Origin of the sequence: Bradyrhizobium sp. sGM-13, from assembly GCF_018398875.1 — a bacterium.
Lineage (GTDB): Bacteria > Pseudomonadota > Alphaproteobacteria > Rhizobiales > Xanthobacteraceae > Bradyrhizobium.
Window position 1 is genome coordinate 255,314 of the sequence record NZ_JAGWDK010000008.1, and the last position, 26,235, is coordinate 281,548.

Below are 26,235 nucleotides of genomic sequence, written 5' to 3' on the forward strand. Positions count from 1 at the left end.
GCAGGAAGCGTTGCGTCCGCCTTCGTCATGCGAAGCGCTGCCAGGAACGGAGATTACTCATAGCCGCCGATCGGGGAAAGTACGGAGGTGTACATCCTAAAGTGTACATCCTAACTGGTCTATTGCACCTTCCTGGAGAACAGCTCCTCCTGGATGCGCTCCTCGACCGGAGCCAACACCTCCTCCTGCATTTTGAAACTCTTGACCGAGACCAGGCGCTCGTAGTCCTGCAGTTTCCGCAGAGCGGCCTTCTGGTCCGGCGACATCTTGGAAACCAACAGCTTGCCGCCCTCGGTCAGCGCGCTGAGCCGGTTCCGAAGGTCGGGTTCGATCTCATCCGGGTGGCCATATTCGAAGCCGGCCTTCTTCATCTCGCGCTGCCAATATCCAAGCGCGGCCTTCATCCGGGGGTCCTTGTTGATCAGCGCGTCCTGAGGATTGTAATGGGTGGCCTTCAACTGATCAGGTTTGAATGTTTCAGTGAGAGCCTGGCGCGTGCAACCACCAGTCCGCGACAAATCCTCGATCTCCAAAGCGACCGCGAGGGAGCTGCTCACGTCGTCTCCCAGCAACGCGCGATTGTAAGCGACCTGATCCGCCGGGGCGAGCTTGCGGAAAATTTGCACATTGCGTTCTCCGAGGCCAACGCGGGCGGGACTGTAGCCGGTGGCAAGCTGAGGCGGCAAACCGGTATAGAAGGTAGTTACGCCAAAGCCATAACGATTGACGAACTCCTCCTCACTGAGGCCTGGAAGGCGTTTGTCCGCCGCCATACCCGCTCGCACCGTGTTGTGGTCGGCCGCAATGTATTGGAAGCCTTGTTCGCGCATGCAACGCGCGATCAGTTCCTCGGTTTTTTCGATCGCCTGGACCAGCTCGCGTGGCGACATGCCGAATTCCTCGGTGCCGAGGCCCTTCGGTGCCTGCGCCTGCGCCGCGGCGATCGCTGGCGCGAGCAGGACGGCGAATACGCCCATGTAAATTGCCCTCTTCATGGCGCTATCCTTTCCAATAGCGAACCTCGCATGCGGCCGGTACACCCCGGTACATGTCAGTCCGTCCCGACAATCTTTCCGGTCTCGATGTCGACGAAGACGTCCTTCTCGCCCTGTTCCGGTGATTGGATCTCGATCACGTAGACATTCTTGCCGCGCTTCTTCTCGATCACTACGTCCGTGACTTCGCCGGGGATGCGTTCAAGCGCAATCTTCTTCGCTTGTTCTTCCGTGATTTTTGCCGCAGGCTGCGCACGCTCTTTCGAAGGACCTGGCTGCTGCGCCTGCGCGACGGTCATGGCTGGCGCAAGAAGAAGGCTGGCGAGCAGGCCCCAGTGGATCGTCCTCTTCATGGCGGCATCCTTTCCGATCAAGAACCCCATGGAAACTCGTGTTCTGCTTTCCGTTATCAGAATGTCCACGAACGCGGATCTTTCTCGCCGTATTCGCTGGACATTGCCTCCAACGCAATAGACCCCGGCGCCGCTTGCGCTCCATTTCCATCTGTTGGCCGTTCGCCGAAGGCGGCTGCAACGCGGTGGAGCTGGTCCCGCGCCGGTCAATCACCCGGCGACGAGGAGCGCAGCTTTCGTATGCTCAGCACATCACGGCCGTGGACGACGCGAACAACGGTTACTTATCCGTGCCCACCACCTTTCCTGATTCGATATCAACGAAGACATCGGTTTCCACTCCGTCTTTTGTGGCAATGATCTCTACGGCGTAGACATTGTGTTTGCCGTATCTCTCGATCTTCATCGACGTGATCTTGCCCGGGACTTCCTTGAGTGCGGTTTCCTTCGCTACCGCCGAGCTGACTTTCGCAACCGGTGGCACCGTCTGCTTCCGAGGCTCCCGATGGTGTTTTCCAAAGCTCCCCATGTCCGTGCCGGGCAATGCGTCGGACGCAACCAGCTCACCATCCGAGGTGTCCTTGACGAGTCCCACGCCAGGGCACCACCACTTGTCCGTGATATCGGATGGATTGGTGAGGCTATACTCGCGTGTTCTCACACAATCACTAAAGGTCCCGGCTGGAACGGTCATTGTGATCCCGCGTTCCATGTTTTCTGTGAAGCCATACGCCTCGGCCTCGTGCCCGTCGAAGATGTACTTGTCACCGACGGTGAAGGTCCCAGGCATCAGCAAGCCGGGCTCGGCGATACCGTTGCCATCGGGGTCGCCGACACGCCAGGTCCCGGCAAAGACCTTGCGTCCTACTTGGTCTATCTCCCAGCTCACTTCGCCGAACGTGTACAGGGCGTTGGTCGTCTTATCCATGCAGAACCAGTTTTCCGCCCGCTGGTCCAATACGCCGTCGTAGAACTCCTCTTCCTGGACGACGCCACATTCGAACTTGCCAATACCCGGAACATCAAATGGTTCGGTCTTGTCGAGAACCTGGACTTCTATCCGTAGGAGTCCATGTGGATGGTTTCGATTCTCCATGATGTATCGAAAGCCTGGCTTGAGTGGAAAATAGAGCGGGTTGTGTCCACTTGGGACTATGTTTTCCGCCTTCAAGTTCCAGTCTTTGAGTGACGAAAAATCGACTCGGGCGCCGCTCTGGGTGCGCCCTGGCAGATCCTTGTATTCCCGCCCCATAGCGCTGTCGCCATGCAGACCGAGCCAAGTGCCGCCGACCAGCATGAACCCGGCCGCGGTCAAGACGGTGCCCACCCTGAGTGCAGCACGCCACCTGGCCAGCCGGCTGGATTGCCCCCTAGCCGTCTTCATCTGTCGCTCCAGTCCCTGCTTGTCGAACATCTCAATGCCCTCCAGTCGCGGGCGGCGGTCCGGCCACGTGTCGCCCTAGGTTGCGGAAGTGTTCAGCCGTATGTGGCCGATGGGCTGATCTGACATTTCTCGCGGGTTCATCTCCCCCTCGCCGTGGTGAAGCCTGCTTCGATGAATGACCGATTGCCGTCCTTCGCCACGGTTCCGATTGCGAATTTGTAGGCCTTGCCCGAGCGCAAGAACCCTTCAGGTATCGTGAAGGATCTTGCCGAACCGGGCAGAACTGCCCGGATTTCGTAGGACGAGCCGGTTTGCTCGATAACGACGGCGCAGGCCTCGATTCCCTCCGGCACAGACCAGCGTAGGGTCATCGCGGTGGCGGGTACGTCTTTCTGATCAGGCCGTGGATATTCGAACGCGGCGGGTTTTGGGAACAGGTGACTCAACCGCGCCTCACCGCGCAGGCTCGCACCCTTGGTCGTCGTTCCCTCAAAACGATATGCACCCGCCGGAAAATCTGCCCGCACAATCCCGTCGTCGGCAGGCTCGGGCGATTCGAGCGCAAGGCTGCGAATTCCCAGCTTCGAGTCCGGCGTTCTGAGATCGATCACCGTGCGCTCACTGGGCGCCAATACCTTCAGCGCAGCCAGCCCATCCTCCGCGCCGGTTATCTCGAACCGGATCTCGGCATCGTGATCCTGTACATTGCGTTCGAGGTAAACGGAGAGCCTTTGAAATCGACCATCCTCGGCCCCGGCTGCCACCGGATGCGCAAGAGCGGTTAATGTTGCAGCGGCGGCGACAACCCAACTGTTGTGGCGACGCATGGATTTCATGTCATGCGCTCCCAGATGCTTGCACCGCAGCCGAAGCAGTCGGTCGATCCGTCGACGGGCTCGTACCGCGACCGAAACGCAGATAAAATGCGGGCAAGATAAAGAGGTTGAGCAGCGTCGATGTCACGAGGCCGCCCAGAATGACTACCGCCATCGGATATTCGACCTCGTGGCCCGGCAGGTCGCCGAAAATGATCAGCGGCAGGATCGCGAGCCCGGCGGCTCCGGTCGTCATCAGGATCGGCCGTAACCGCTCGCTCGCACCACGAAGCACGAGCCCCATGCCGAACGTCTCTCCTTCATGACGTTCCAGATGCTGGAAGCGGTTGATCATGATGATCCCGTTGCGAGCGGCGATGCCGAGCACCGTCAGGAAACCGATCAACGAGCCAAGGGAAATCACGCCGCCAGCGAGCCACGCCGCCAGGACACCGCCCACGAGCGCCGAAGGAAGGGTCAGAAAACTGAGCGTTGCCAGACGCCAGCTACCAAAAGACTGTTGCAGAAGTACGAATATGACGGCGAGCGCCAGCACGGCCAACAGTTGGAGGCGGTTGCGGGCGGCGCTCAGTTCCTGATACTCGCCTTGCAGCACCGCGTAATAGCCGAGTGGAAACGTCAACTTCTGCAAACGCGACTGCACGTCGCGAGCGACCGCGCCGAGATCGCGGCCCCGGACATTCGCCTGCACGTCGATCCGGCGGGAGCTCGCCTCACGCTTGATGACATTTGGCGTCGGTCCAATATCGACGTCTGCCACTTCCGCCAACTGGACGCGGTGCCCGGTCGGAGTGTCGATCAGCATCTCGCGAACCGAGTCCACGCTTCGGCGGAACTCCTCCGCGGTCCACACCTGCACGTCGTAGGTGCGTCCTTCGATGAAGATGTCGCCGACCTCGGTTCCGGCCATCAGCGACGCGGAGGCACGCCGAACGTCGCCCGGCTTCAGACCATAGCGTTGCGCCTCGTCCAACTTCACCGTCACCTGAATGTGCGGCACTTCGACCATCAGCTCCTTGTGCAGGTTGACGAGGTCGGGAACATCAGCGAGTGCCGCGCGGACCTCGTCCGCCTTGTCCCGCAGGACGTCAAGATCCGGGCCGAAAATGCGCACGACGATCGCCTCGCCAGCGCCGGTCAGCACCTCGCGGATGCGCTCCTTCAGATAGGTCTGCACATCGCGGTAGAGGCCGGGATAGCCATCCACCATTTCCTCGATCTTGGCATACGTCTTGTCGTAGTCGGCCTCCTTGCTGATGCTGATCCAGTTCTCGCCGAAATTGACGCCGACGACCTCATCGGCAGCAAACGCCTGGCCAATATGCGCACCGAAATTGCGCACGCCCGGAATGGCGCGCAACTCCTTGCTCGCGCGGGTCGTGATACGCAGCATCTCGGGAAGTGACGCGTCGGGCGTGGTTACCCAGTGCATCAGGAAGTCGCGCTCCTTGAACGAAGGCAGCAGCGAGTGGCCGAGGAGCGGCCAAACACTGATCCCCGAGAGCGTCACGACCGCGATAGCGACGTAGGCCATGCGCGGTGTCCGGGTGACACGTTCCAGCAAGGGCGCATAGTGGCGCAGCAGCCAGACGACGACAGGTGATTCACGCCCTTCGAGTTGCGCGTTACGCAACAGAATCAGGCAGAGCGCCGGCGTTACCGTCATCGCCAGGACGAGCGAGGCTGCAATCGCCAGCACATAGGCAGCAATCAGCGGCTTGAAGAAGGATCCGGCCAGGCCTTCCATGAACAGGACAGGGACCACGGCAGCGACCACGATGAGGGTCGCAGAGATGATCGGCGCCCGCACCTCGAGCGAAGCATCCAAAATGATGCGCGCCGTGCTTCGCGTATCGCCTGCCCGCCGCGCCAGACGCAGGCGGCGCATGATGTTCTCGACGTCGATGATCGCGTCGTCGACGACGATCCCCAACGCAATTACGAAGCCCGCCAGGGTCATTGTGTTGACCGACGCGCCGGACATGGACAGGACCAGCCCGGCTGCGAGTAGCGACAGCGGAATGGCGACGATACAGACGATCGCGGTGCGCCATTCGTAAAGGAAGATGAGTATGATTCCGGCGACCAGCACGCAGCTCAGCAACAGCGCCCATGACAGGTTGCTAATCGAATCCTCGACGAAAGTTGCCGGCCGGAAGATCGTCGTATCGATCTCAATTCCCGGAAGGCCGGGCTTCATCCTCTCCAGCGCCTCCTCCACCCCGCGGGTAACGGCGAGCGTGTTGCCCCAGGGGAACTTTTCGACGATGAGCATGAGGCCTGGACCGTCATTGATAACGGCATCGCCGATCATGCCCTGCGGCGCATAGACAAGATCGGCTACATCGCTCAGCAATAGTAGCGGCTTGCCGCCCTGTGCGCTCAGCGGCACCCTGGCGAGCGTTTCGGGTGTAACGCCGGCGGCGGCGAAGCGGAGTTGAAAGCGCTGATTGGGTGTTTCGACGAAGCCGCCGGTACCGATGTGTGCGCCGCGGGCATAGCGCAACAGGCCAACATCGAGGGCATCGGAAACCGCCTCCTGAACCTGGTCAAGGGTAACGTTCGCGGCCGCCAACCGCTTCGGATCAACCATAACCTGAAGCATCTTGAGCTGCTCCCCCCAGATCGCGATATTCGCAACGCCGGGAACGCCAAGCAGCCGCTGCCGGATGGTCCAATAGGCCAGCATCGACAGGTCCATCACTGACTTGTCCTGGGACGTAATGCCAATTTTCATGATCCGGCTGGTCGAAGACAGCGGCGGCATCATGAAAGGCGGCGAGGCCCACGTCGGCAACGTCTTGCTCGCGAGTACCATTCGCTCGCTGACCAGTTGCCGTGCGCGAATTTCGTCGGCCCCGGACTTGAAGATCAGGAGGATCGACGACAATTGCGGCACCGACTTCGAACGCATCACCTCGATGTTCGGGACACCGTTCAGCGCGTTTTCCAGCGGTACGGTGACGAGTTGTTCAACTTCGGCAGGTGAAAGTCCAAGACAGATGGTCTGAATCTCGACCCGCGGCGGCGCGAATTCCGGGAAGACGTCCACGGGCACATCCTGCAGGCGTGCGACGCCAAACCAGGTCAGCACCACGCCAAGGGCGAGCACGAGATAACGAAAGCGCAGACTAGAAGCAACAATCAGCCTCATCATCGAGAAGGCATCCTCCCACTCGGGCCGAAGCCGTTATGGAAAAGCGATTTCGGCGGGAAGCTAGTGACCTACCTTCACCTCACTCCCGAAAACTTCCGGCACTCCAGCGGCAAGCACCTTCGTGCCGGCAGGCGGCCCGTCACTCAGGTAAACATTGTCGCCCTTGATGGTGTCGACCGACACCGCTCCGCGGAAGAAGGTCAGCGGATCGGCGCTGATATAAACCCAGGTTTTTCCGGTCAGGTCGTAGAGGACAGATGAGTATGGCACGATCCGTCGACCCGATGGATCCACGCGCACCTCGTCGATCTGGATGCCGAGCCGCTCGGCCGCCTTCGGCGTGAGCGTCACCTTCTTGATCTTCGCATCAAGCGTGGCCTCGACTCGAGCCGGCGTGCTCTTTTTGACCGTCGACTCCGCGGCCAGTGCCGAGAGACAGAACGCTGCGAGGCACGCGGCAGACGCCCCGACCATCAATGCGTTGAAGCGAACCATGAGACGTTTCTCCCTTTTGACGGCCTTCGAAGCGGCACAAGCGGCGGTCATGACGCGTTCTCCATTTCAAGATCGAGCCGGTCGGCCGTCCAGCCACTGCCGAAGCGCAGGTAAAGCGCCGGCAGCACGAGCAACGTTCCGAGCGTCATGGTAATGACGCCACCCACGACCGCCAGCGCGAGCGGATGTGCGATCTCTAGTCCGGCGACATCACCCATGACCGCGAACGGAAGCACCAGAGCGAGCGTCGTTGCCGATGACGCGATGATGCTTGGGAACTGCTCCAGCACGCCGCGACGCACCAGCTTTTCGCCGAACAGCTCACCCTCGTTCAATTGCAGATGCTGGAAATGGGCGACCAGACCGACGCCCTGCCGCACCATCAGTGCGAGCACCGCTGCCAGACCCAACAGAGAACCAAGCGAGAAGTGACCATCATTGATTGCAGCCGCAGCGAGGCCGCCGAGTGCAGCGACCGGTATGCCGAGCAGCGACAGGGCACTGAGTGTCCAGCTGCGAAGCACCGCTTGCGTCAGAAGGAACATCAACACCGCCGCCGCCACCATGTAGCCGTATATCGATCGCAGAGCAGCTCGCTGCTCCTTGTATTCGCCGAGCACCTCGGCACGGTGTTCGAACGGAAATGCGACCTGTTTGACATTCCTGGCGACATCATCCGCCACATCACCGAGCGCCCGCTCGTCCACTTTCGCGGAAACATCGATACGACGTGAGGACCCCTGTCGCTGGATAATGCTGCTGGCTGGCGCGATGCTGACGTCTGCAACCTCGGCCAGGCGAACCTGGGACCCGCTCTCGCTGTTGATCATCAGATTCCGAACGTCATCGATGTTGTCGCGCAACTCGGGTCGCCCCCAGACAACCACGTCGAAAACCTTCTGGTCCTCAAAAAGCGCACCGACGGTGATGCCGCCGACCATCGCGGAGGTCGCCCTGCGGACGTCGCCAGGCTTCAGGCCGTAAGCGGCCGCGCGATCGACATCCACCTTGACCTCGATCGAGGGTTCTTCGACCTGTAGTTCGACCCGGGGATTTTCGATGCCGCGGATCTTCGCCATCAATGCGCGGATCTCCTCCGCCTTGGCGCGAATAATCTCAAGGCTGTTGCCATAGACGCGGACGGTGAGGCTATCCGGATCACCGGTGAGCGCCTCGCGCAGCTTCGTGGACAGGTATGTCCCAAGCTTGCCGTGCATCCCGGGATAGGTGGTGATGGCAGCTTCGACGGCATCCACCGTTTTCTCACGATCGGCCTTCGGATCGATGTTGACCCATACATGCCCCAAATTGACGTCCGTCGCGCGTTCGCAGTTGCAAAGCACGGCCCGTCCGAGATTGGCGAAAGCGTTCTGCACTCCGGGAATCTGCCGCAGATCGCGGATCAGGTTCTCGGTCGATCGGGTCATTGCCTGCAGCGACGTTCCGGGCGGCCCCTGCCACTCGATCACCAGATCCGTCTCTCTGAAGCTGGGCACCATATTGCGTTCGAGCGGGCTCCAGAGCGCGAAGCAGGCGATCGCCGCCACGACGCAGGCGCCGATGCAGGCGAGCGGCGCGTGGATGACGCGGCCGACGATCCGATCGAAAGGCCTGGCCAATCTATCGATGACCCAACCGGCCGTCGGCGTCAGTGGCGCATTGGCGAGCAGCACCGCGGCCAGCGCGGGGGTCACGATCAACACCACCAGCATCGAGATGGAAACGGCGGCGATATAGGCCCAGGCCATCGGCGTAAAGAACGCGGCGGACCGGCTGTACATGAAAAGAACGGGCAGCACTGCGAGCACGACGATCAGCGACGCGTACAGCATCGGCCGACGCGTTTCCAGCATCGCGTGGACGACGACCAAGAAGCCGGACCGACCATCGCGTTGCTGCGCACGTAGGCGATGCAACACATTTTCGACGTCGATGATGCTGTCATGGACGATGACGCCGGACGCCATCAGCAGGCCGGCGACGACTATCATGCTGAGCGGAATTCCGGCAGCCTTCAACAGCAGTTCAGCGCAGACGAACGACAACGAGATCGCGACCACGGCGACAACCGCGGCCCTCCAACTGCCCATCAGAAGTCCAAGCACGACGGCGGCAAGGATAATCGAAACGAGCATGGCCTTGCCCAGATTGCTGGTCGCGCGTTCGATGAAGCTCGCGGGGTGGTAGATGGTCGTATTGATCTCGATACCGGGCAGCCCGGGTTTCAGCTCGTTGAGCGCGCGTTCAATGCCGCGCGTCACGTCCACTGTGTTGAAGCCGGGAAACTTCTCGATAGCCACCATCAGGCCGGGGTCTTCGCCGACGATGGCGTCTCCGATCAGCGCCTGATGACCCTCCACGAGATAAGCGACATCGCCGACACTCACGGTCGTACCGCTCAGCGGCACCTTGGCGAAGGTACCCACGGTGGAGATCGGCAGTTGGTGACGGATGTTGAGCCGTTGGTTCGGCGTCTCGATGAAGCCGCCGGTGCCAGGCGTGGACGAGCTTAGGTAGGTGAGCGGCGAGGACCACACCGCCTCTCCGGTCGTCTTGATCACTTGCTCGAGCTTGACGCCCCTTTTGTTCAGGTTCCGGGCATCGACAAGCACCTGTACCTGCCGGTCGCGCTGACCCCATATCGACACATTTGCTACGCCCGGAACTCCAGCGAGGCGCGGCGCGATGTTCCAGCGCGCCTGAATGGACATGTCGATCAGCGAAACGGATTTCGAGCTCAGGCCGATGTTCATCACTCGGCTGGCCGAGGAAACTGGCTGAAGCATAGTCGGGGGACTGGAGACGTTCGGCAGCGCATGCGCCTGCGTCAGCCGTTCCTGCACCATCTGGCGCGCCTTCATCAGATCGGTGCCGGGCGCGAAGATCATCTCGATCGTCGAAAGACCCGCCATCGATTCGGACTGGATGACCTGAAGCCATGGGACGCCATTAAGCAGGTCCGCTTCCAGCGGCACGGTAATCAGCGATTCGACCTCGGCGCTGGAGAGGCCAAGCGATTCCGTCTTTACAGTAAGCGAGGGGAGCGCCAGTTCTGGGATGACGTCGAGGGGCCTGTTCCTGACATCGACGGCGCCGAGGATCAGCAGGCCCGCGGCGACAACAACAACGAGGGTGCGTAAATGCACGCTAGAGGAAATGAGCCACGCCAACATATCGACGCCCCCTTCCTTTGACCTCTAGTTGTATTTGACCACTAGTTGAAATCGAACTCCGTTTGAGAGTACCCGTTGAATGCGGGATTTTCTGACCGCTGTGTCGCACATGGGGGCAACACAATTGTTCCCTCACTATTCCCCGCGAGTCCGAAATTTCTTGTCGGCCTTGCGCCGGCTTTTATTTCGGTCGTGCTACCGCGCTGGTGAGGCTTCGCCGTAATCCAAACTCCGCAAGACTGCCTTTCCTGAAAGCAGACTGAGAAACAGATCAAGCTGAGAAACAGATCAAGGCTAGTGAGAATCCTAAGTTGATGTTCTTATCGGCACAATCCACCCATTTGGATTACATATTGGCTCCAATTGGGTCACGCGTGTTTACGCACTTTGCGAGCTTAGGTAGCAAAAACCCTACCGCTACTTGAAGTTGGCTGACAAGACGACAAGGCTGTTCGCGGCTTCTTCTGCACTCTAGGATACGTCACTTTAGATATATCACTTCGTGGCACTTGCGTAATTCGTCATCCGCGTCACTCTTATCCCAACATTGCTGGGGGCCTCCGGCAATTATTTGCTCCGCGTTGTTGAGCGGGCTCTTGTCTGCAGTCGGCCTGAGGGATGAAGCGCTGGCTGAGACAATCTGATCACCAGTGCGGAATTGCTATGAACGAGTTAGTTCGACCACGTGAGTGACGTCGAACTGCGGTAGTGATGGGGCCGCGCATGATCAGGGGTAAGCGGAATGAGCGCGTCGCCGGATCCGGGCGACGGTGGCACGCTGCAGAAACTGGCATCGTAAAGTCAACTGCGCACAGTTGGCGCTGCGACTACTCCCGGTACCCGCTGGCCTTTGGCGCTGTACCGGCATTGTTCAGCCTCATGCTGTTTGTCCCTTCTTATGCCGCCGCCGCGGAGAGCGAGGACGTGGCAGATCTCCGGCGCATGCTCGGGGAGCTAAAGGCGGAGAACCGCAAACTTTCCGAACGTCTCGGTGCCCTGGAGGGCGCGTCGGCGACGCGGCGTGTCAAGCCCGCTCCGGCGCAGCAACGTCCGGCACCTGCCGCGACTACGGCGGCAGCCGCGCCCACGGTTGTTGTGGCGCCGCCCGTCGCTCCGCCCGCTCTGCCCGAGCCGGATTTGTCCGAAGCCGCAGCGAAGAGGCCGCTTAACGCGCGTATAAGAGATCTGGAGATCGGATGGGCGGCGAACGAGAACGCGACGCGCCAGATCATCCGGGACTCGCTCTCGAAGACCGGACCGAAGATCAATAACTTCCTCACGCTGAGCGGCGTGGTTGAAGGCCTGGCCTCGCGGACCGGCTCATTCACCGGCCCTACCCAGGAAAACCTGTCGCTGGGTACGGCAGAGCTCGATTTCGATATCAAGCTGAGCGACTGGTTGACCGGCGCTCTGGTTCTCCACTTCGACAGCGGCACTGGCGCGATATTCCCGACCGGGAATCAACCAGTGGTGCCGGCCAACATCGCTGGCGTAGGCGTGGATCGCTTCACGCTTGATCGGACTCACGTTACAGTTGGCGATCTGATGCAATTCCCGATCGCGGCCCGCTTCGGCGTGGAGGTTTTGCATTTCGGTACGTCCACGGGCGTGGCGCGCCTGGATACGCTATCGATCGGCACTCCGCTGACAACCGAGGTGTTTGAAAACCGTCAGACGGCGGGAGGCCTGGAATTCGCATGGCCAACTCCACCGCGGCAGCCGCCGCCCGCACCCGTCGTTGTTCCACGCGTAAGTCCGTTGGTCGTCGCACCGGCGGTGAGACAGCTCATGGGTTGGCTCGGCTACACCCCGCTGCCTGAGCGTCCGTTCCGGCCTACGCCAGTCACATTCCCCTTTGACCCGGCGCCCTTCTACGGCTCAGTCATGACCTACAAAGGCAGCGACAGCATCATACCCGGCCGAACGAAAATCGACGATTACAACGTCAGCCTCGGTTACCGGACAAGGGGCCATTGCGGCGTGCCCTATGACCAGTTGAAGGACTCGCTGATTTGTCCGTGGACCCTTGACTTCCATGTCGACTATAGCAGCTCCGTTTTCGAAAGCAGATTTCTGCATTCGTCTTATCTCCCGTTCCTGAGCCAGATCGGGCAGATTCCCGGAATGGCCGCGAGCCTCAAAACCAGTTTCGGCCCGTTCGCGTTCGTGGGCGAGGTAAATGCTGCAATTCAGGACGCCAAGTTTGTCGATGGGCTCGGCACTGCGCGGAACATGATGCCGATGACCTGGCAGGCCTCGATTGCCTACCAGTTCGACTGGAATCCGTGGGTACAGGAGATCGGCGCGCAAGGTGATTACATCTCGGTGGGATACTCCGGCAGCAAAGACATGGCCGGTGTGTCGATCTTGCAAAACGGCGTGCCAACCCGGATCGGATTCGTCCCGCAACACCGGCTCTTCCTTACCGGAGGCGAGTGGGTGATGGACGGGCTGAAGGTGGCCGTGGAATATTCAGCCAATTGGGACTATCCGGTGAGCGCCGGCGGGACAGGCAAAGTCGCGCATGGCTGGTTCGGATTGCTCCAGCTTAATTTCTGATCCGTCTTCGCCCAGCACTATAAGGGCGTGCGTGCCGAAATCCTGGAAGCGATTGAGAATATCCCCGGGGGGACGAGCAAGCCGCGTTAGTAGCAACGCGGCTGGCAGAGTTTAACGGGCCCGCGCGCGGGCAACACCGATCCCATCGCCCGGATGTTCGAGGCCAAGGGAATCCCGGTACGCCGCGTCAGAGATCGATTGACTCGCCCAACCGAAGGAGAACTCCATGAAGGCCATTGCACTGGGCGCATTCGGTGCCGCGCTGCTCGCGTCCGCCGCTTCCGCAACGCCCCTCAACGCGACGACGATCGGCTCCGCCGAAATCTCCAACGTCGATCAGGTCGGTCTGGTCTGCAACGAGTATTATGGACGCTGCTGGCGGACCCGAGGACCGCGCTATGTCCTGCGCTATTTCTACGACCCCAGCTACTTCCCCGGCCGGGGCTATAACTACTACGCTGGCCCCGGCTACTACGATCGCCGCTACGGCGGACCAAGGTTCATCATTCGCGGCTGGTAGCCAGCAAGCAAAGGACCACTCTCCGGTGCGGCCCCTTCTTACGGACAGTCGCTTCCAGACCTCCGGTAGAACGAGATAGCAAGGATCGCCCACACCGCGGTCGAGTTGCCGCCGATGCAGAGGGCGGATGCCTTCAGGCTCGGCAAATGTTCACTTATGATTTCGTTGAGGAGAGCAACCCTGTTCGCGTGATCGAGGTGTTTGTCGATGCTCTCGACTGGCTGAGATGCGCTTTGAGGGGTGGAGCCGGTGGCGACTGGATGATCCTCGTACCACCCCTCCCTATCTTCGCCCAGACTGCGTCACTTGCATCGGCGACGAATAGGTGGCGAGCGAAATTGCGACATCTCTCTTCAAGAGGCAGCGGAATGCGCCTTTCCAAATGAAGCAATGGAGAAGGCGATTTTGCTGAGCAATATCGACTGGCTGACCTCACAGGGATCGAACCTCCACATTCCCGAATGCAAAAAGCCCTTTGAAATGTCGGATGAATTTCCTGCGTTTTGCCGGAATTTCGGGCTGGAGACTTTTGCACCTACTGGCTGATTTAGTTGAGGTAAGCACCCGTCTCCCGCGAATCTAGCCATTCCTCGGATCGGGCCTACTTCCGTGGCGATCACCAATTCGCCGGCTAAAATTGCACTGGATGTCCGGGTGCCAGTGATGACTACCTATCATTCTAACGTCGTTATTTTTCGGCAGCGGACGCGGCTCAGGGGCGGCCGATATCTACTTCCTGTCCGAATCGAGAGCTATAGCATGTCGGCCGTTTTTCGGGCGCCCATGCGTGTTTGGAATTGGGACGGGCGGAATCCGGTCATCCGCTTGAATGTGTTCGAGAACGCAAATGGGTTCTGGTAACCGACCTGCTGCGCGATATCCTCGATCTTCTCACCGGTCATCGCCAGTCGGTGCGCCGCAAATTGCACACGCAAGTACGTCAGTTGCTGCATCGGGCTGCGGCCCAGGCTTTGCTGGCAGAGGCGCCGCAAATGTTCTCCGCTGATCTTTGCTTCCGCGGCGAGCTTCTCGATGGTCCATGGATGAGCAAGGTCGGTTTGGACTGCCTCCCAGACTGCACGCAGACGATCTTCACGCTGCAAGGGCTCGGCAAAGCGCGAAATGTAATGCTCGATTAGATCGATCCAGAGCATTGCCGAACTCGTATTGCTGCCCGCGTGGAACTCGCGCATGAACCCCAGGATCGCATGATTGAGCGGCTGGGGATCGAACTGGGCCATCACAGGCGCCATGAAGCGGATGGAGGAGCGGGGCGAGGTCGGCAGGTAGCGCACCCAGCAATATTGCCAACGCTTGGAAGGAATTGCGTGGAAGGCGTGGAGCACGTGGGCCGGTGCCAGCGAAACCATTCCCGCTTGGTGCGGGCGCCAGCGGCCATCGAGCAGGATGCGACCCTCGCCGCCGAGACTGGCATGCACGTAGGTTCCGCTCAGGTGCGTCCGCACAACCTTATAAGGCACTGCGGCATCGCCAACGCCCACATGGGCAATTTGCCGTTGCGCCAGCGCCAGGCACTCTTCCGCACGCACCATGGACTGGTTCGTGTGGTCACCCACTATGTGGGTTTCAGATAGGCTTTCGTGTGAACCGGCCATGGATGAAGTCCCCCACAAGTTGATAATGTGGAAAACAATAATAATCAACATAGTCCTGCAGGGAGGTATCCATGGTGAAGAGTCTGCATATTTCGCTTGCCGCATCCGCGGCTCTGGCTTTCAGCGCATTGCCATCCATCGCCCAGGTTTCCGATGACGTCGTTCGGATCGGTGTCCTCGGGGACTTGTCCGGCATTTACAGCGATCTTTCCGGTAAAGGTGCGATCGAGGCGGTCAAGATGGCCGCCGAGGATTTCGGCGGCACGGTGCTTGGCAAGAAGATCGACGTAGTCTCTGCGGACCATCTGAACAAACCGGACGTTGGCGCCGCCAAGGCGCGCGAGTGGTTCGATACCGGCGGCGTCGACCTGATCAACGACCTCGCCAACTCCGGCGTTGCGCGCGCAGTAGCCGGCGTCGCGAAGGAAAAGAAGCGCCACGTCATCGTGAATGGCGCGTCGAACATGGGCATTACGAACGAACTGTGCTCGCCCTATGCGATCCACTACGCCTACGATGCCTATTCGCTTGCGCACGGCACCGGCAAGGCCGTCGTCGAGCAGGGCGGCAAGACCTGGTTCTTCCTGACCGTCGATTTCGCGTTCGGCATTGGCCTTGAGCAGCAGGTCTCCAACGTCGTGCGCGCCAACAAGGGCCGCGTCGTCGGCGCCGCGCGCCATCCGCTCGCCACCACGGACTTCTCGTCCTACATCCTGCAGGCGCAGGCGTCGAAGGCCGAGATCATCGGCGTAGCCTCAACGGGCGCCGACGCGGTGAACGCGATCAAGGCGGCGGTAGAATTCGGCGCCACCAAGAATCAGAAGCTCGCCGCACTTCTGCTCTGGATCGAGGACGTGCACTCGCTCGGTCTGCCGGCCGCACAGGGCCTGCTCCTAACCAACGCCTGGTACTGGGACATGAATGAGGATACGCGCAAGTTCGCGAAGCGCTTCTTCGACCGTGTCGGCAAGATGCCGAACATGGCGCAAGCGGCGGACTACTCGTCGACCATGTTCTACCTGAACGCGGTGAAGGCCGCGGGCACGGACGACGCGGACAAGGTCTCGGCGAAGATGCGCGAGACGAAGGTCCACGACATGTTCACGAAAGACGGCCATGTCCGCGCTGACGGCCGCTTCGTGCATGACATGTATCTCTGGCAAGTGAAGACCCCGGCGGAATCGAAGGCTCCGTGGGACTACCTGAAGCCAGTAGCCACCATCCCTGCCGAGCAGGCGTTCCAGCCGCTGTCGGAGAGCACCTGCCCTCTCGTGAAGAAGTAAGCCTTGCTGTCCTGGGCGAGCCTTCTTGCTCGCCCAGGAGTTTGCCTTTTGGCCGGCGTGACACGTTCGAGCGTTGCCGCCGGCGAAAGCAGGAACAGCCAAGCGCTCCCCGTTAGTTTGAGACGACACCGGCCATGGAAATTTTTGGCGTCCCGCTGCAGGCGTTCCTCGGACAGATCATACTCGGTCTGGTGAACGGGGCGTTCTATGCGGTGCTAAGCCTCGGCCTTGCGATCATCTTCGGGCTGCTCCGGATCGTCAATTTCGCGCATGGCGCCTTCTTCATGACCGGCGCGTTCGTGGCCTTTATCCTCGGACGCCACTTGAATCTCGGTTACTGGTCCTCGCTTCTGGCTGTCCCAGTTGTGGTGGGCTTGTTCGGCGTACTGTTTGAGCGCCTGTTTCTGCGCCGCATCTATGGCCTAGATCCGATTTACGGCCTCCTGCTGACCTTCGGCCTAGTGCTCGTGATCGAGGGCGGCTTCCGCGTCGCCTTCGGTTCGTCCGGCCATCCGTTTCCCACGCCTCCGGAGCTGCGCGGCGTCTGGGATCTCGGCTTCATGATTCTTCCGGTCTACCGCGCATTCGTGATCGGCGTTGCGGTCGTCGTCTGCCTGGCAACCTGGTTCATCATTGAGAAAACGCGAGTCGGCGCCTATCTCCGCGCCGCAACCGAACGGCCCGATCTCACGCGGGCGTTCGGAATTAATGTGCCGCTGCTGCTTACGCTCACCTATGGCTCGGGCGTTGGGCTCGCCGCCTTTGCTGGTGTACTGGCGGCACCCATCCAGCATGTATACCCTTCGATGGGGTCCGACCTTGTCATCATCGTATTTGCAATTGTGGTGATCGGCGGGCTCGGCTCGATCATGGGTTCCGCCGTTACCGGTCTGGGACTTGGCGTGATCGAGGGCCTTACGAAGGTCTATTACTCACAGGCATCGGCCACTGTCGTGTTCCTGGTGATGGCGCTGGTGCTGCTGCTCCGGCCCGCAGGGCTGTTCGGTCGGGAGGAGACGTGATGCTTGTGCTGCTGAAAAGCAGCTTGATGATCGCGGTGGTCGCCGCGCTCCTGGCTGTGCCGTTCGTGCCGCATCTCATCTATCCGGTATTTGTGATGAAGGTAATGTGCTTTGCGTTATTTGCCTGCGCGTACAACCTTCTGCTCGGGCACACCGGCATCGTTTCTTTCGGTCACGCCGCCTTCTTCGGCACCGCCGCCTACGTCACGGGCTACGCGATGCGCGATCTTGGGCTGCCGCCGGAAATCGGTATTGCCGCTGGGATAATCTGCTCGGCCGCCCTTGGCGCTGCGATTGGCACCCTCGCCATCCGCCGCCAAGGCATCTATCTGGCTATGATCACGCTCGCGCTGGCCCAATTGGTCTATTTCGTCTTCCTGCAGGCGGAATTCACCGGCGCCGAAGACGGCATGCAGGAGATTCCACGCGGCGTGCTGTTCGGTCTGATCAACCTGCGCAGTGACATCAATCTGTTCTATGTGGTCATGGCCTTCATCGGCGCGGGCCTGTGGCTGGTCTACCGCATCGTGAATTCGCCGTTCGGAGAAGTGCTGCGCGCGATCCGCGAGCATGAGCCGCGCGCCCGCTCGCTTGGGTATGCGATCGAAAAGTACAAGATTCTCGCCTTCGCGCTCTCGGCCGGTCTTTCCGGCCTTGCCGGTTCGCTGAAATGCATCGTATTTCAGCTTGCCGCGCTCACCGACGTGCATTGGCACATGTCCGGCGAAGTCATCCTGATGACCCTGCTCGGAGGCATGTCGACCGTATTTGGACCCGCCATCGGCGCGATCCTCGTCTCCGCGTTGCATCACTATTTCGATGCGCTGGGCGCCTGGGTCACCATTGTCATCGGCCTCATCTTTATTCTATGCGTGCTCGTCTTCCGCCGCGGCGTCGTGGGCCAGCTTCACCACATGCTTCAAGAGCAGCGTCCAACTGCACTTCACGCCGGACGACTGGATTTAAAGGAGGGCCAACATGCCCAGGTTTGAACGCAAGGCCATCGTCGAACGCTTCCGCGAAATGATCCGGCGCGGGGAACCGATCATCGGGGGCGGTGCCGGCACCGGCATATCCGCGAAATGCGAGGAGGCCGGCGGCATCGACCTCATCATCGTCTACAACTCCGGCCGATACCGCATGGCCGGTCGCGCTTCCTCGGCTGGCCTGCTTGCCTATGGAAATGCAAATGCGATCGTAAAAGACATGGCCGGCGAGATCCTGCCGGTCTGCAAGAAGACGCCGGTGATCGCAGGTGTGAACGGCACCGATCCCTTCATCATCATGCCGGTGTTCCTGCGCGAGCTGAAGGATCTCGGATTTTCCGGCGTGCAGAACTTTCCGACCGTCGGTATCATCGACGGCACCTTCCGGGTCAGCCTGGAGGAGACGGGAATCAATTTCTCCGGTGAAATCGACATGATCCGGCAGGCGCATGAGATCGACATGCTGACCACACCATATGTGTTCAGCGCCGATGAAGCGATTGAAATGACCAAGGCGGGCGCGGACCTGATCGTGCCGCATATGGGCGTGACCACTGGCGGGACGATCGGCGCCTCCACTTCCAAAAGCCTTGAGCAGAGCGTGAAGCTGGTCGACGAATGGGCCGAAGCGGCACGGCGCGTGCGCAAGGACGTTATCGTGATCGCCCATGGCGGCCCGATCTCGTCACCCGCCGACGTCGATTACGTTCTGAAGCACAGCGTACATTGCAATGGCTTCTACGGGGCAAGCAGCGTCGAGCGACTTCCCGTGGAAGAGGCTATGGTCAAGCACATCCAGACGTTCAAAAATCTGAAATTGCACAATCAAGGAGAGAACAAATGGCGCGCGTCTATGTGAGCGCAGTAATGGATGTTCCGATCGAGGAAGCGTGGGGCGTCCTGCGCGACTTCAACGCGCTGCCGGTTTATCACCGCTTCTTTACCAAGAGCGACATTGAGGATGGCAAGCCTTCAGACCAGATCGGTTGCGTGCGCAGTTTCTATAACCACGAAGGCGGCCATATCCGCGAGGAACTGCTGGCGCTTTCGGATCGTGAACACACTTGCTGCTATCGCATCCTGTCGGTGAGCTCGCTGGCGGTGCAGAATTACGTCGCGGAGATGCGTCTGAAGCCGATCACCGAGGGCAACAAGACTTTCGGCGAGTGGTGGGCCGAATATGACGTTGCCGACAAGGACGCCGCTTCCGTGCATCAGCTCGTGAGCGACACGTTCCGCTTCGCCTTCGAAGGCGCGGAGGAGGTCGCGAAACAAAAGCGGATGAAATAGGACCGCGCGATGCCAGGCACCGCTTACGTCATCGGCACGTTTGACACCAAGGCGGAGGAGCTGCGTTACGTCGCGGACCTCCTGCGCGACGCGGGCGTGAGGGCTGTTACCATCGACGTCAGCACGAAAACGCCGGCGGACGATGCGGATTTTTCCGCGGAAGCCGTCGCCGCGTTTCACCCGCAGGGGGCGGATGCCGTGCTGAAGGCGGGCGACCGCGGTGTCGCGGTCACCGCCATGTCTGCAGCGCTCACAAATTTCATTGCCTCGCGAAACGATCTCGGCGGCACTATAGGGCTCGGAGGCTCCGGCGGTACGGCGATTATCGCGCCCGCCATGCGCGCGCTGCCGATCGGCGTGCCGAAGCTGATGGTTTCCACGCTCGCGGCCGGAGATGTCGGCCCTTACGTCGGCATCCATGACATCGCGATGATGTTCCCGGTGACGGACATCGCCGGCCTGAATCGCCTCTCGCGTACGATCCTGGCCAATGCCGCGCATGCGCTTGCCGGCATGATGCTGCGCCAGCCGCCGGTGGTGAAGGATACAAAGCCCGCGCTCGGCATCAGCATGTTCGGCGTCACGACGCCCTGCGTGCAGCAGCTCACGGCAAAGCTGGGCAAGGATTACGAATGCCAGGTGTTTCACGCCAACGGACCCGGCGGCCGCGCGCTGGAAGCGCTGGCGCTAGCCGGCATGCTGCAAGGCATGGTCGATCTCACAACGACCGAAGCCGCCGATCATCTTCTCGGCGGGGTCTGCACCGCGGGACCGGAACGTTTCGATGCGGTGGCAAAGGCCGGCATTCCGTGGGTCGGCTCCTGCGGCGCGCTCGACATGGTGAACTTCTGGGCGCCGGACACGATCCCGGCGAAATACAAGGCCCGCCTGTTCCACATTCACAATGCCAATGTTACGCTGATGCGCACGACGGCGGAAGAGCTGGAGCAGATAGCGGCATGGATCTCGGCGAAGCTGAATGCTTCGAAAGGGCCGATCCGGCTGTTGCTGCCGGAGAAAGGCGTATCGGCTCTCGACGCGGCCGGTCAGAAATTCCACGATCCGTCTGCCAACGCTGCGCTGTTCAAGGCTTTTGAAAGGCATTTCGCAAAGAGCGCAGCACACCAATTGGTCCGCGTTCCGCATCACATCAACGATGCGCCCTTCGTCGAAGCGGTCGAGAAGCACGTGCGCGAGATCGTACCTATTCCCTGATTCCAGCACCTTTGCGACCGCCGCAATTATGCATCCGTCTCGAAATCGTGGACGATCTGGCCATTTCGAGCGGATCAGCGTGCTTAAATGCGTAAACTGTTCGCGCCGTCGCATGTAAGACAGCAGTCCAGCGGAGGCCGGCACTGGCAACCCTACCACGCAGTGGGTTCATTCTATGGTCTCCAATGCGAGTCTCCAGAAAACGGGAGTTTTCTTGGATTCGGCTGGAGACTTTTGGGAATTCTCGGCTTGAGAGGTTCGAACGTTAGTCTCTGGAGACTAGTGCCGATGAAAAAAGCCACGTTTGGCGGGCCTTTTTCATCAGAGAAAGAAAATTCTCTGAAAAGAAGAATGCGTGGCTGGGGCGGGAGGGATCGAACCTCCGAATGGCGGAATCAAAATCAGCTTGATTATTCAACAATTTCAAGCCGCATTTGGAAAAAAGCCTGAAAAAGCCCTTTAACGATTTCAATAACTTGATGGCGGTTTCCAAATGAAGAGTAGCGGTCGCGGATGATCAGCTTGGGACTCGGCGACATCCTGGCTACGAGGTTCGCTGAGGAATTGCGAGGTTCGCTGGGGTAGCGAGCTCTCCAGGATTGCTGGCTCGCGAGGACAGCAAATTAGCTACTATGTCCCATGGCGTGGTGAGCTGTCGGGAGTCGAGTCACTGGAGCGCTACCGCCTTTCCCCGCACCCGACCAACTTACGCTACCTTCTTCAATCATCCGCTTGATATCGTCACGACAGAACGGGCAATCAGCAGGTCATTCCGGTGTGGTCACCAGATTTGGCCAGGAATACCCAAACTCGTGGGGCCCTCGGGCTCAAGGATCGCGTCTATCAAGCCGGCTGGCTCTCGCGACACTGCCTCCAGGTACTCCATTGTGTAGCCGGTCAGTGGCAACATCTCTAGTCCCCGGGATGCGCCCTTTCTGCACTGCCAAATCTCGGTGGCGCTAATTCCAAGCCATGGGTTAAGGGAAGCAGTCATCACTTGCGAACCACCCTCGCCTGCGGCGGAGGTGGGATCGGCGCCGCGGGCGAAACCGAAAAGACAATCCATGCATTCCAACCTTCCGGCCGGTTCTCCGCCGCGAATTCCTTGTAGCCTTTGAAGTTGAGATATCCCTGCATATCACCGACCGGGAAAATAAAACCGATTTGCGGTCCGCCGCCGAGCACGCGCGACTTGAAATCACCAAGGATCGGCGACTGGCCGCTGTCGGCCGTGAGTTGCTGATAGACGTAACCGACCAGCCCGACGTGGACTCGCTTGGAGAGAAACTGTGAGGCGCCCCAGTCGATATGGAAATCGATGCCGCTTTGGTATTGCGTGTCAGGGTTCTTGAAATTGTAGGTAAGACCCGCGACCGCGGAAAATTCGTGCCCCGTCGCCGGGTTGAAATAGGTGTAGCCGCCGCCGCCGTCGATCGCGGCATGGCCGATGCCGATGTTGGAAAGGCGAGCGGGATCGTAGGCGCCAACCGGAATATCCCCGGTCACATAGGTCATGAAATTGTGTACGCCGGCATTCCACTTCAGGGTCGCCTGCGGATACATATCTCCGACGGATGTGAGTGAATCCGAAATGCTTCCCGTGCGGGTTGTCACGATCGGACCAAACGCTGCCGTGAGCGTACCGTCGATGCTGGTGCTGGTTCGGCCGAGTATGCCGGTAACACCTAAGGCTAGTTGTCCGCCCAGCACCGGTGTTGCGAACGTGTAGGTCGGGTTGAGCAGCAGGAGGTCCGCGTGCGCATTCAGATTTGCATTGAAGCTCACGTTAACTGATGCAGGGATCCTGCCGATCTGAATCTGTCTTGCCGCAGCAACGGCGCCTGATGCTTCAACGCTGGTGTGATAGTAAACCGCGGCCCCGGACCAGCCCGGCACCTGGGGAGTAGCTGCAAGGCTGCCGAACCGACCCGGGGGCCAGTACGAAATGCCGCTCTCGTCCGCTAGGCTGCGCCGGTGAAAGACCCGAACAGCGCCAGAGCCACGCTCATGCCAGAGTGCAGGTGCAGGAGCCGACAACCAGACTTTCGTTCAAATATCACGCGCCTCATCTGTTTGCCCCAATGCTCGAGACCGCGATGTATCGACATCATATTCAATGCCCGAGATCACGATGCATCAATCTCTTTGTTCAAATGTCCCGCTGTTTATCGCCGGTGTGCGAAATCGGCCACAACGTCCGGTTTTACCGGAATGCCACGACCCGACCGTCCGCGTTCGGGAGAATGCGGCTGACCACGGCGTTCGCCCGGTTGGACGCAAGGCGGCGTCGATCGCCGCCTTGCACTTTACGTCTGTCAATTCGCGGTTTCGAGTGGCGGCACTTTCCACGCACCGGTCAGGACTTCTTTTTTCGGATAGTAGAGGCGCATAACAGCGAAGAAGGGACTCTTGGGCGCAGGCAACCAGTTCGATTCCTTATCCCGGCCAGGATTCTCGGCCTGAATATAAATCGTCAGCCCGCCATCCGGGTCGAGCTTCAGCTTGGGAAGCATCGGCGAATTGATGAGATAGCGATTGATCGGATTCGCCACGAGCAGTTGAGCCGGCAGGTCATACATGGTCATCGACCAGAAGGCGTTGACCGGCGGGAACGCGCCCGGCGCAAAATGCAGGGTGTAGTTCTTTTTCGAAGCATCGTACGGCTGGCCGGCGGCTTCCTTTTGATATGCGACGTAGTAGGCCTCTTCTTTTGAATTCCCGTAGATTCCCATCTGAGCGCCAACCGCCCGCCTGACCCAGTCGCCATTGAAAAGCGTGCGAGCGCCGAGAACGTCGCCGGCGGCCGCCGTCACGGCGCGGACCGCGTTGATCTCCTTCTGGCCGTCTTCCATGCCGCCTACGAGCGCCGCGCGCATATCGGGCGACAGCGCGGCAATGTTGATCGTCTTGCCAGGCTCTACGCCGACCTTGGCGAAGCTTGCGCGAAGATCGGCATCGGCAGGATTGACGGGGCAGAACTGCAGGACGAAGGCAAGCAGGTTGAAGAACTCCGGCGAAGTGCGCTGATCCTGAGCGGTCAACGGTTTCGGCCAATTGACCTCGGGCGCCGTCGCTGGAGCCTTGGTCTTGAGGTAGGCTGAGAGTGGCTCGATCTTGTAGCCGGCCTGGATTTTCTTGACGTTTTCGATGTCATCCGGACCGAAGAGCTGGGTCCGGTAGACCGGGAAAATAAACTCCGTCTCCGGCCGGATCACCTTAGCGATTCCAGTCGGGGTCTCACCGGTCCAACCCGGTCCGGCGATCAGGTAATTGCCGCCGCCGTTACCCTCAGCCCGCGTCCCGAGGTAGGCGAAATTATGCGTGTAGAGGTCGAGGAGCTGCACCGAGTAGTAACGGTCCTTCGAGATGGCCGGAACTGTCAGCACGATCGGCTCCGCCCGCAGGTCAAGAAAGGCATAAGAGTAAGGCGTGTCGGAGTTAGGTGTCTGGACCGCCTTGTCCTCGGGCGTGTAGACGTTTGCAGCGCTCGCGATCTGGTTTGGCGGCTTCTTGTATTCCGGGCTCTGAGGGTCGAGGAAGTAGGCATGCACAACCCTGTAGTTGTCGACCATCGGGAAGCCAAAAATATAGGCGTCCTTGGCGATGGCCCGCGCCTGCGCCGGTGTGACATCCGCAGCACCGGCTTGCGTCAACGTCGCGGCGATCAAAGCAGCAGCCGTTAACATACTTGCGATCTTCATTGTCTTCTCCTTGATGTTCGTTGGACGAAGCTCGTTGCTGGCGCGCAGCCAGCAACGATCAGCATCGGTTCTCCCCACGTAGCGGCCCTTGCCTGCAGCGCGGGGTTTCCCGCGCTGCGCCGAAAGCGAACTCAGTTCACCAGTTCCAAATCGCCGGGCTTCCAGGTCTTGTCGAACCAAGGGTCGAGCGGACCGTAGAGGCGCAGGATCGTGCTCCAGCTTTTGTCCGGCATGGTCTGAACCCAGTTGCTCGCCTTCCCGGCCGGCGCTTTCGGACCGAAATACAGATCGACTGAGCCATCCGCGTTTACCTTGAGATCTTGCTTCTGGCTGCCGATGCTCGGAAACTGCATATCGGTCTGTAGTTCGGAGCGGGTCTGTCCGTCGTAAAGAACGAGCGACCAGAAATTCTTCACCGGCGGGTTCGGCGGGATACGGAGAGAGTAGTTCTTTCCGCCATCAAGGTAGTCGCCTTTCGAATCGCGGAACGTGACGGCGTATTGCGAGCCGGCGCCCACCATCTTCGCGGCCATCGCCGGAGTGATGCCGGTGGCGTAATACATAAAGCGCGTGCGGGCATCGAGGTAACGCGCTCCATTCTTGAGAAATTCGTGACTGCCGCCAAGAAAGCCGGTTTCCCAATAACTGTTCGGATACAGATAAAAATCCTTGTCGCGATTGGCGAACAGGATGGAACGGGCGGTGGCGTTGCCGACAGCTGCTGCGTCGGTGAGGATTGCCTTCATCCGCGCGTCCGGGGCGAATGGCTTGCCCTTTTCGATCCCGATGGCGGCAAGTAACCCCAGCGTCTCCGGGTCGATCGCCTCCTTCGGCTCCTCCTGCACGAGGTGAGCGATTTCTTCATAATATCTGAAATTGTTGGCGTGGATTGTGTTGAACGCCTTGCCGGATACGTTGACGAACTTCGTCTCCGGCGGGTTGGCCGCCTTCGGCAGCGGATACTGACGCCACGATTTCTTGAAGCTCTCGACTGCGGGCTTTGGATCACCGTTGACGAGGAATCCTCGCGCGAAGAGCCAATTGCCGAATGTCGTCGAACGAGCCACGAAATAACCTTCGGGCACCGGACCGGCGTAACCCGGCGGCAGGAACAGGAATTTGCCGCCTTTGCCTTTATCAGGACCGGCGTTACCCATGTCGGTCACGTGCCGGAACCAGAAATCGTCTACGAACGCCAGAATATTTGGCGGTGTCTCGACAACGATCGGGCCATCCTTGAGATCGATCCAGCCGAAGAGATAAACCGTCTCGGTATTGGGCGTGAGGAACAGCGATTTGGAATCCGCCAGCGTTTCGAACACGGCAACGGTCTGGTTATCGACCCCGACGCCACGCAATCCTTCCCGCATGGCGTAGAGCGACGCGCCCGGCATCGAGTTGAGAAACACCTCGACACCGCGCAGGAAATCGAGGTTGTCATAGGTCTTGGCAACGGTTTCCTTGTCCGGCATGCCGTCGAAGAACTTCAGCGTGCCGATCCTGGTTTCGACCTTGTCGGGCGTGGTGATCTCGGGCGGAATATCGGTCGCCATTTTCGGCTTTGGCGAAGCCGCATTGGCCGCAAAGGCGCAGGCCAACGTAGCTGAGAGCGCAACAGCGCAAGTGAGGTTTCGCATGTCTATAATCCTT

At 60.0% G+C, this 26,235-nt stretch carries 21 protein-coding genes; 10 read left to right on the forward strand and 11 right to left on the reverse strand.

Annotation, left to right across the window (positions count from 1 at the left end; translation table 11 throughout):
• Positions 1–119: 119 nt before the first annotated feature.
• The 7 genes from KJQ96_RS14850 to KJQ96_RS14880 all read right to left on the reverse strand — a co-directional run bounded on the left by KJQ96_RS14850 (position 120) and on the right by KJQ96_RS14880 (position 10,393).
• Positions 120–890 (reverse strand): hypothetical protein, encoded by a 771-nt coding sequence (locus tag KJQ96_RS14850; protein ID WP_249734070.1) that lies wholly within the window; start codon positions 888–890, stop codon positions 120–122.
• Positions 891–1,051: 161 nt separating this feature from the next.
• The gene (locus tag KJQ96_RS14855) at positions 1,052–1,348 is read right to left on the reverse strand and encodes a PepSY domain-containing protein (RefSeq protein ID WP_249734072.1); all 297 of its coding nucleotides are present in this window, start codon (positions 1,346–1,348) and stop codon (positions 1,052–1,054) included.
• Between the two features lie 280 nt (positions 1,349–1,628).
• Positions 1,629–2,762 carry a PepSY domain-containing protein gene (locus tag KJQ96_RS14860; protein WP_249734073.1) on the reverse strand — a complete coding sequence of 378 codons (1,134 nt, stop codon included), beginning with the start codon at positions 2,760–2,762 and terminating at the stop codon, positions 1,629–1,631.
• Positions 2,763–2,869: 107 nt separating this feature from the next.
• Positions 2,870–3,568 carry a hypothetical protein gene (locus KJQ96_RS14865; RefSeq protein WP_213287318.1) on the reverse strand — a complete coding sequence of 233 codons (699 nt, stop codon included), beginning with the start codon at positions 3,566–3,568 and terminating at the stop codon, positions 2,870–2,872.
• A gap of 1 nt (position 3,569) precedes the next feature.
• Positions 3,570–6,725, reverse strand: a complete 3,156-nt coding sequence (locus KJQ96_RS14870) for an efflux RND transporter permease subunit (protein ID WP_213287319.1) — start codon at positions 6,723–6,725, stop codon at positions 3,570–3,572.
• Positions 6,726–6,785: 60 nt separating this feature from the next.
• Positions 6,786–7,220: a hypothetical protein gene (locus KJQ96_RS14875; RefSeq protein WP_213287320.1), complete on the reverse strand. Its 435-nt coding sequence runs from the start codon at positions 7,218–7,220 to the stop codon at positions 6,786–6,788.
• A 47-nt stretch (positions 7,221–7,267) separates the two neighbouring features.
• Complete coding sequence (locus KJQ96_RS14880) at positions 7,268–10,393, reverse strand: efflux RND transporter permease subunit (protein ID WP_213287321.1); 3,126 nt, start codon at positions 10,391–10,393, stop codon at positions 7,268–7,270.
• An 867-nt stretch (positions 10,394–11,260) separates the two neighbouring features.
• Between KJQ96_RS14880 and KJQ96_RS14885 the strand changes: the two genes are divergently transcribed.
• The 3 genes from KJQ96_RS14885 (at position 11,261) to KJQ96_RS14895 (ending at position 14,018) form a co-directional block, all read left to right on the forward strand.
• The gene (locus tag KJQ96_RS14885) at positions 11,261–12,952 is read left to right on the forward strand and encodes a hypothetical protein (protein WP_213287322.1); all 1,692 of its coding nucleotides are present in this window, start codon (positions 11,261–11,263) and stop codon (positions 12,950–12,952) included.
• Positions 12,953–13,178: 226 nt separating this feature from the next.
• Positions 13,179–13,472, forward strand: coding sequence for a hypothetical protein (locus KJQ96_RS14890; RefSeq protein WP_213287323.1), 294 nt, complete (start codon positions 13,179–13,181; stop codon positions 13,470–13,472).
• A 390-nt stretch (positions 13,473–13,862) separates the two neighbouring features.
• Entirely contained in the window at positions 13,863–14,018 is a 156-nt protein-coding gene (locus KJQ96_RS14895; RefSeq protein ID WP_213287324.1) for a hypothetical protein, read from the forward strand.
• 206 nt (positions 14,019–14,224) lie between these two features.
• On the opposite strand, the gene KJQ96_RS14900 is transcribed toward KJQ96_RS14895, so the two are convergent.
• Entirely contained in the window at positions 14,225–15,088 is an 864-nt protein-coding gene (locus KJQ96_RS14900) for an AraC family transcriptional regulator (RefSeq protein WP_213287325.1), read from the reverse strand.
• A 71-nt stretch (positions 15,089–15,159) separates the two neighbouring features.
• Between KJQ96_RS14900 and KJQ96_RS14905 the strand changes: the two genes are divergently transcribed.
• From KJQ96_RS14905 to KJQ96_RS14935, 7 genes are all read left to right on the forward strand, one after another.
• Positions 15,160–16,371, forward strand: a complete 1,212-nt coding sequence (locus tag KJQ96_RS14905) for an ABC transporter substrate-binding protein (RefSeq protein WP_213287326.1) — start codon at positions 15,160–15,162, stop codon at positions 16,369–16,371.
• Between the two features lie 134 nt (positions 16,372–16,505).
• Positions 16,506–17,393 (forward strand): branched-chain amino acid ABC transporter permease, encoded by an 888-nt coding sequence (locus KJQ96_RS14910; protein ID WP_213287327.1) that lies wholly within the window; start codon positions 16,506–16,508, stop codon positions 17,391–17,393.
• Complete coding sequence (locus tag KJQ96_RS14915; protein WP_213287328.1) at positions 17,393–18,385, forward strand: branched-chain amino acid ABC transporter permease; 993 nt, start codon at positions 17,393–17,395, stop codon at positions 18,383–18,385. Before KJQ96_RS14910 ends, KJQ96_RS14915 begins: the two co-directional genes overlap by 1 nt.
• The gene (locus KJQ96_RS14920) at positions 18,372–19,238 is read left to right on the forward strand and encodes a phosphoenolpyruvate hydrolase family protein (RefSeq protein ID WP_213287329.1); all 867 of its coding nucleotides are present in this window, start codon (positions 18,372–18,374) and stop codon (positions 19,236–19,238) included. The genes KJQ96_RS14915 and KJQ96_RS14920 overlap by 14 nt, the downstream gene beginning before the upstream one ends.
• Positions 19,220–19,669: an SRPBCC family protein gene (locus KJQ96_RS14925; protein ID WP_213287330.1), complete on the forward strand. Its 450-nt coding sequence runs from the start codon at positions 19,220–19,222 to the stop codon at positions 19,667–19,669. Before KJQ96_RS14920 ends, KJQ96_RS14925 begins: the two co-directional genes overlap by 19 nt.
• Positions 19,670–19,678: 9 nt before the next feature.
• On the forward strand, positions 19,679–20,884 hold the full coding sequence (locus KJQ96_RS14930; RefSeq protein ID WP_213287331.1) for a Tm-1-like ATP-binding domain-containing protein: 1,206 nt from the start codon (positions 19,679–19,681) through the stop codon (positions 20,882–20,884).
• Between the two features lie 288 nt (positions 20,885–21,172).
• Positions 21,173–21,334, forward strand: a complete 162-nt coding sequence (locus KJQ96_RS14935) for a hypothetical protein (RefSeq protein ID WP_213287332.1) — start codon at positions 21,173–21,175, stop codon at positions 21,332–21,334.
• Between the two features lie 543 nt (positions 21,335–21,877).
• On the opposite strand, the gene KJQ96_RS14940 is transcribed toward KJQ96_RS14935, so the two are convergent.
• From KJQ96_RS14940 to KJQ96_RS14950, 3 genes are all read right to left on the reverse strand, one after another.
• On the reverse strand, positions 21,878–22,669 hold the full coding sequence (locus KJQ96_RS14940; protein ID WP_309142414.1) for a transporter: 792 nt from the start codon (positions 22,667–22,669) through the stop codon (positions 21,878–21,880).
• A gap of 530 nt (positions 22,670–23,199) precedes the next feature.
• A complete protein-coding gene (locus KJQ96_RS14945) occupies positions 23,200–24,585 on the reverse strand; it encodes a DUF1254 domain-containing protein (protein WP_213287334.1) in 1,386 nt (461 codons plus the stop codon).
• A 131-nt stretch (positions 24,586–24,716) separates the two neighbouring features.
• Entirely contained in the window at positions 24,717–26,222 is a 1,506-nt protein-coding gene (locus KJQ96_RS14950; protein ID WP_213287335.1) for a DUF1254 domain-containing protein, read from the reverse strand.
• Positions 26,223–26,235: the final 13 nt, after the last annotated feature.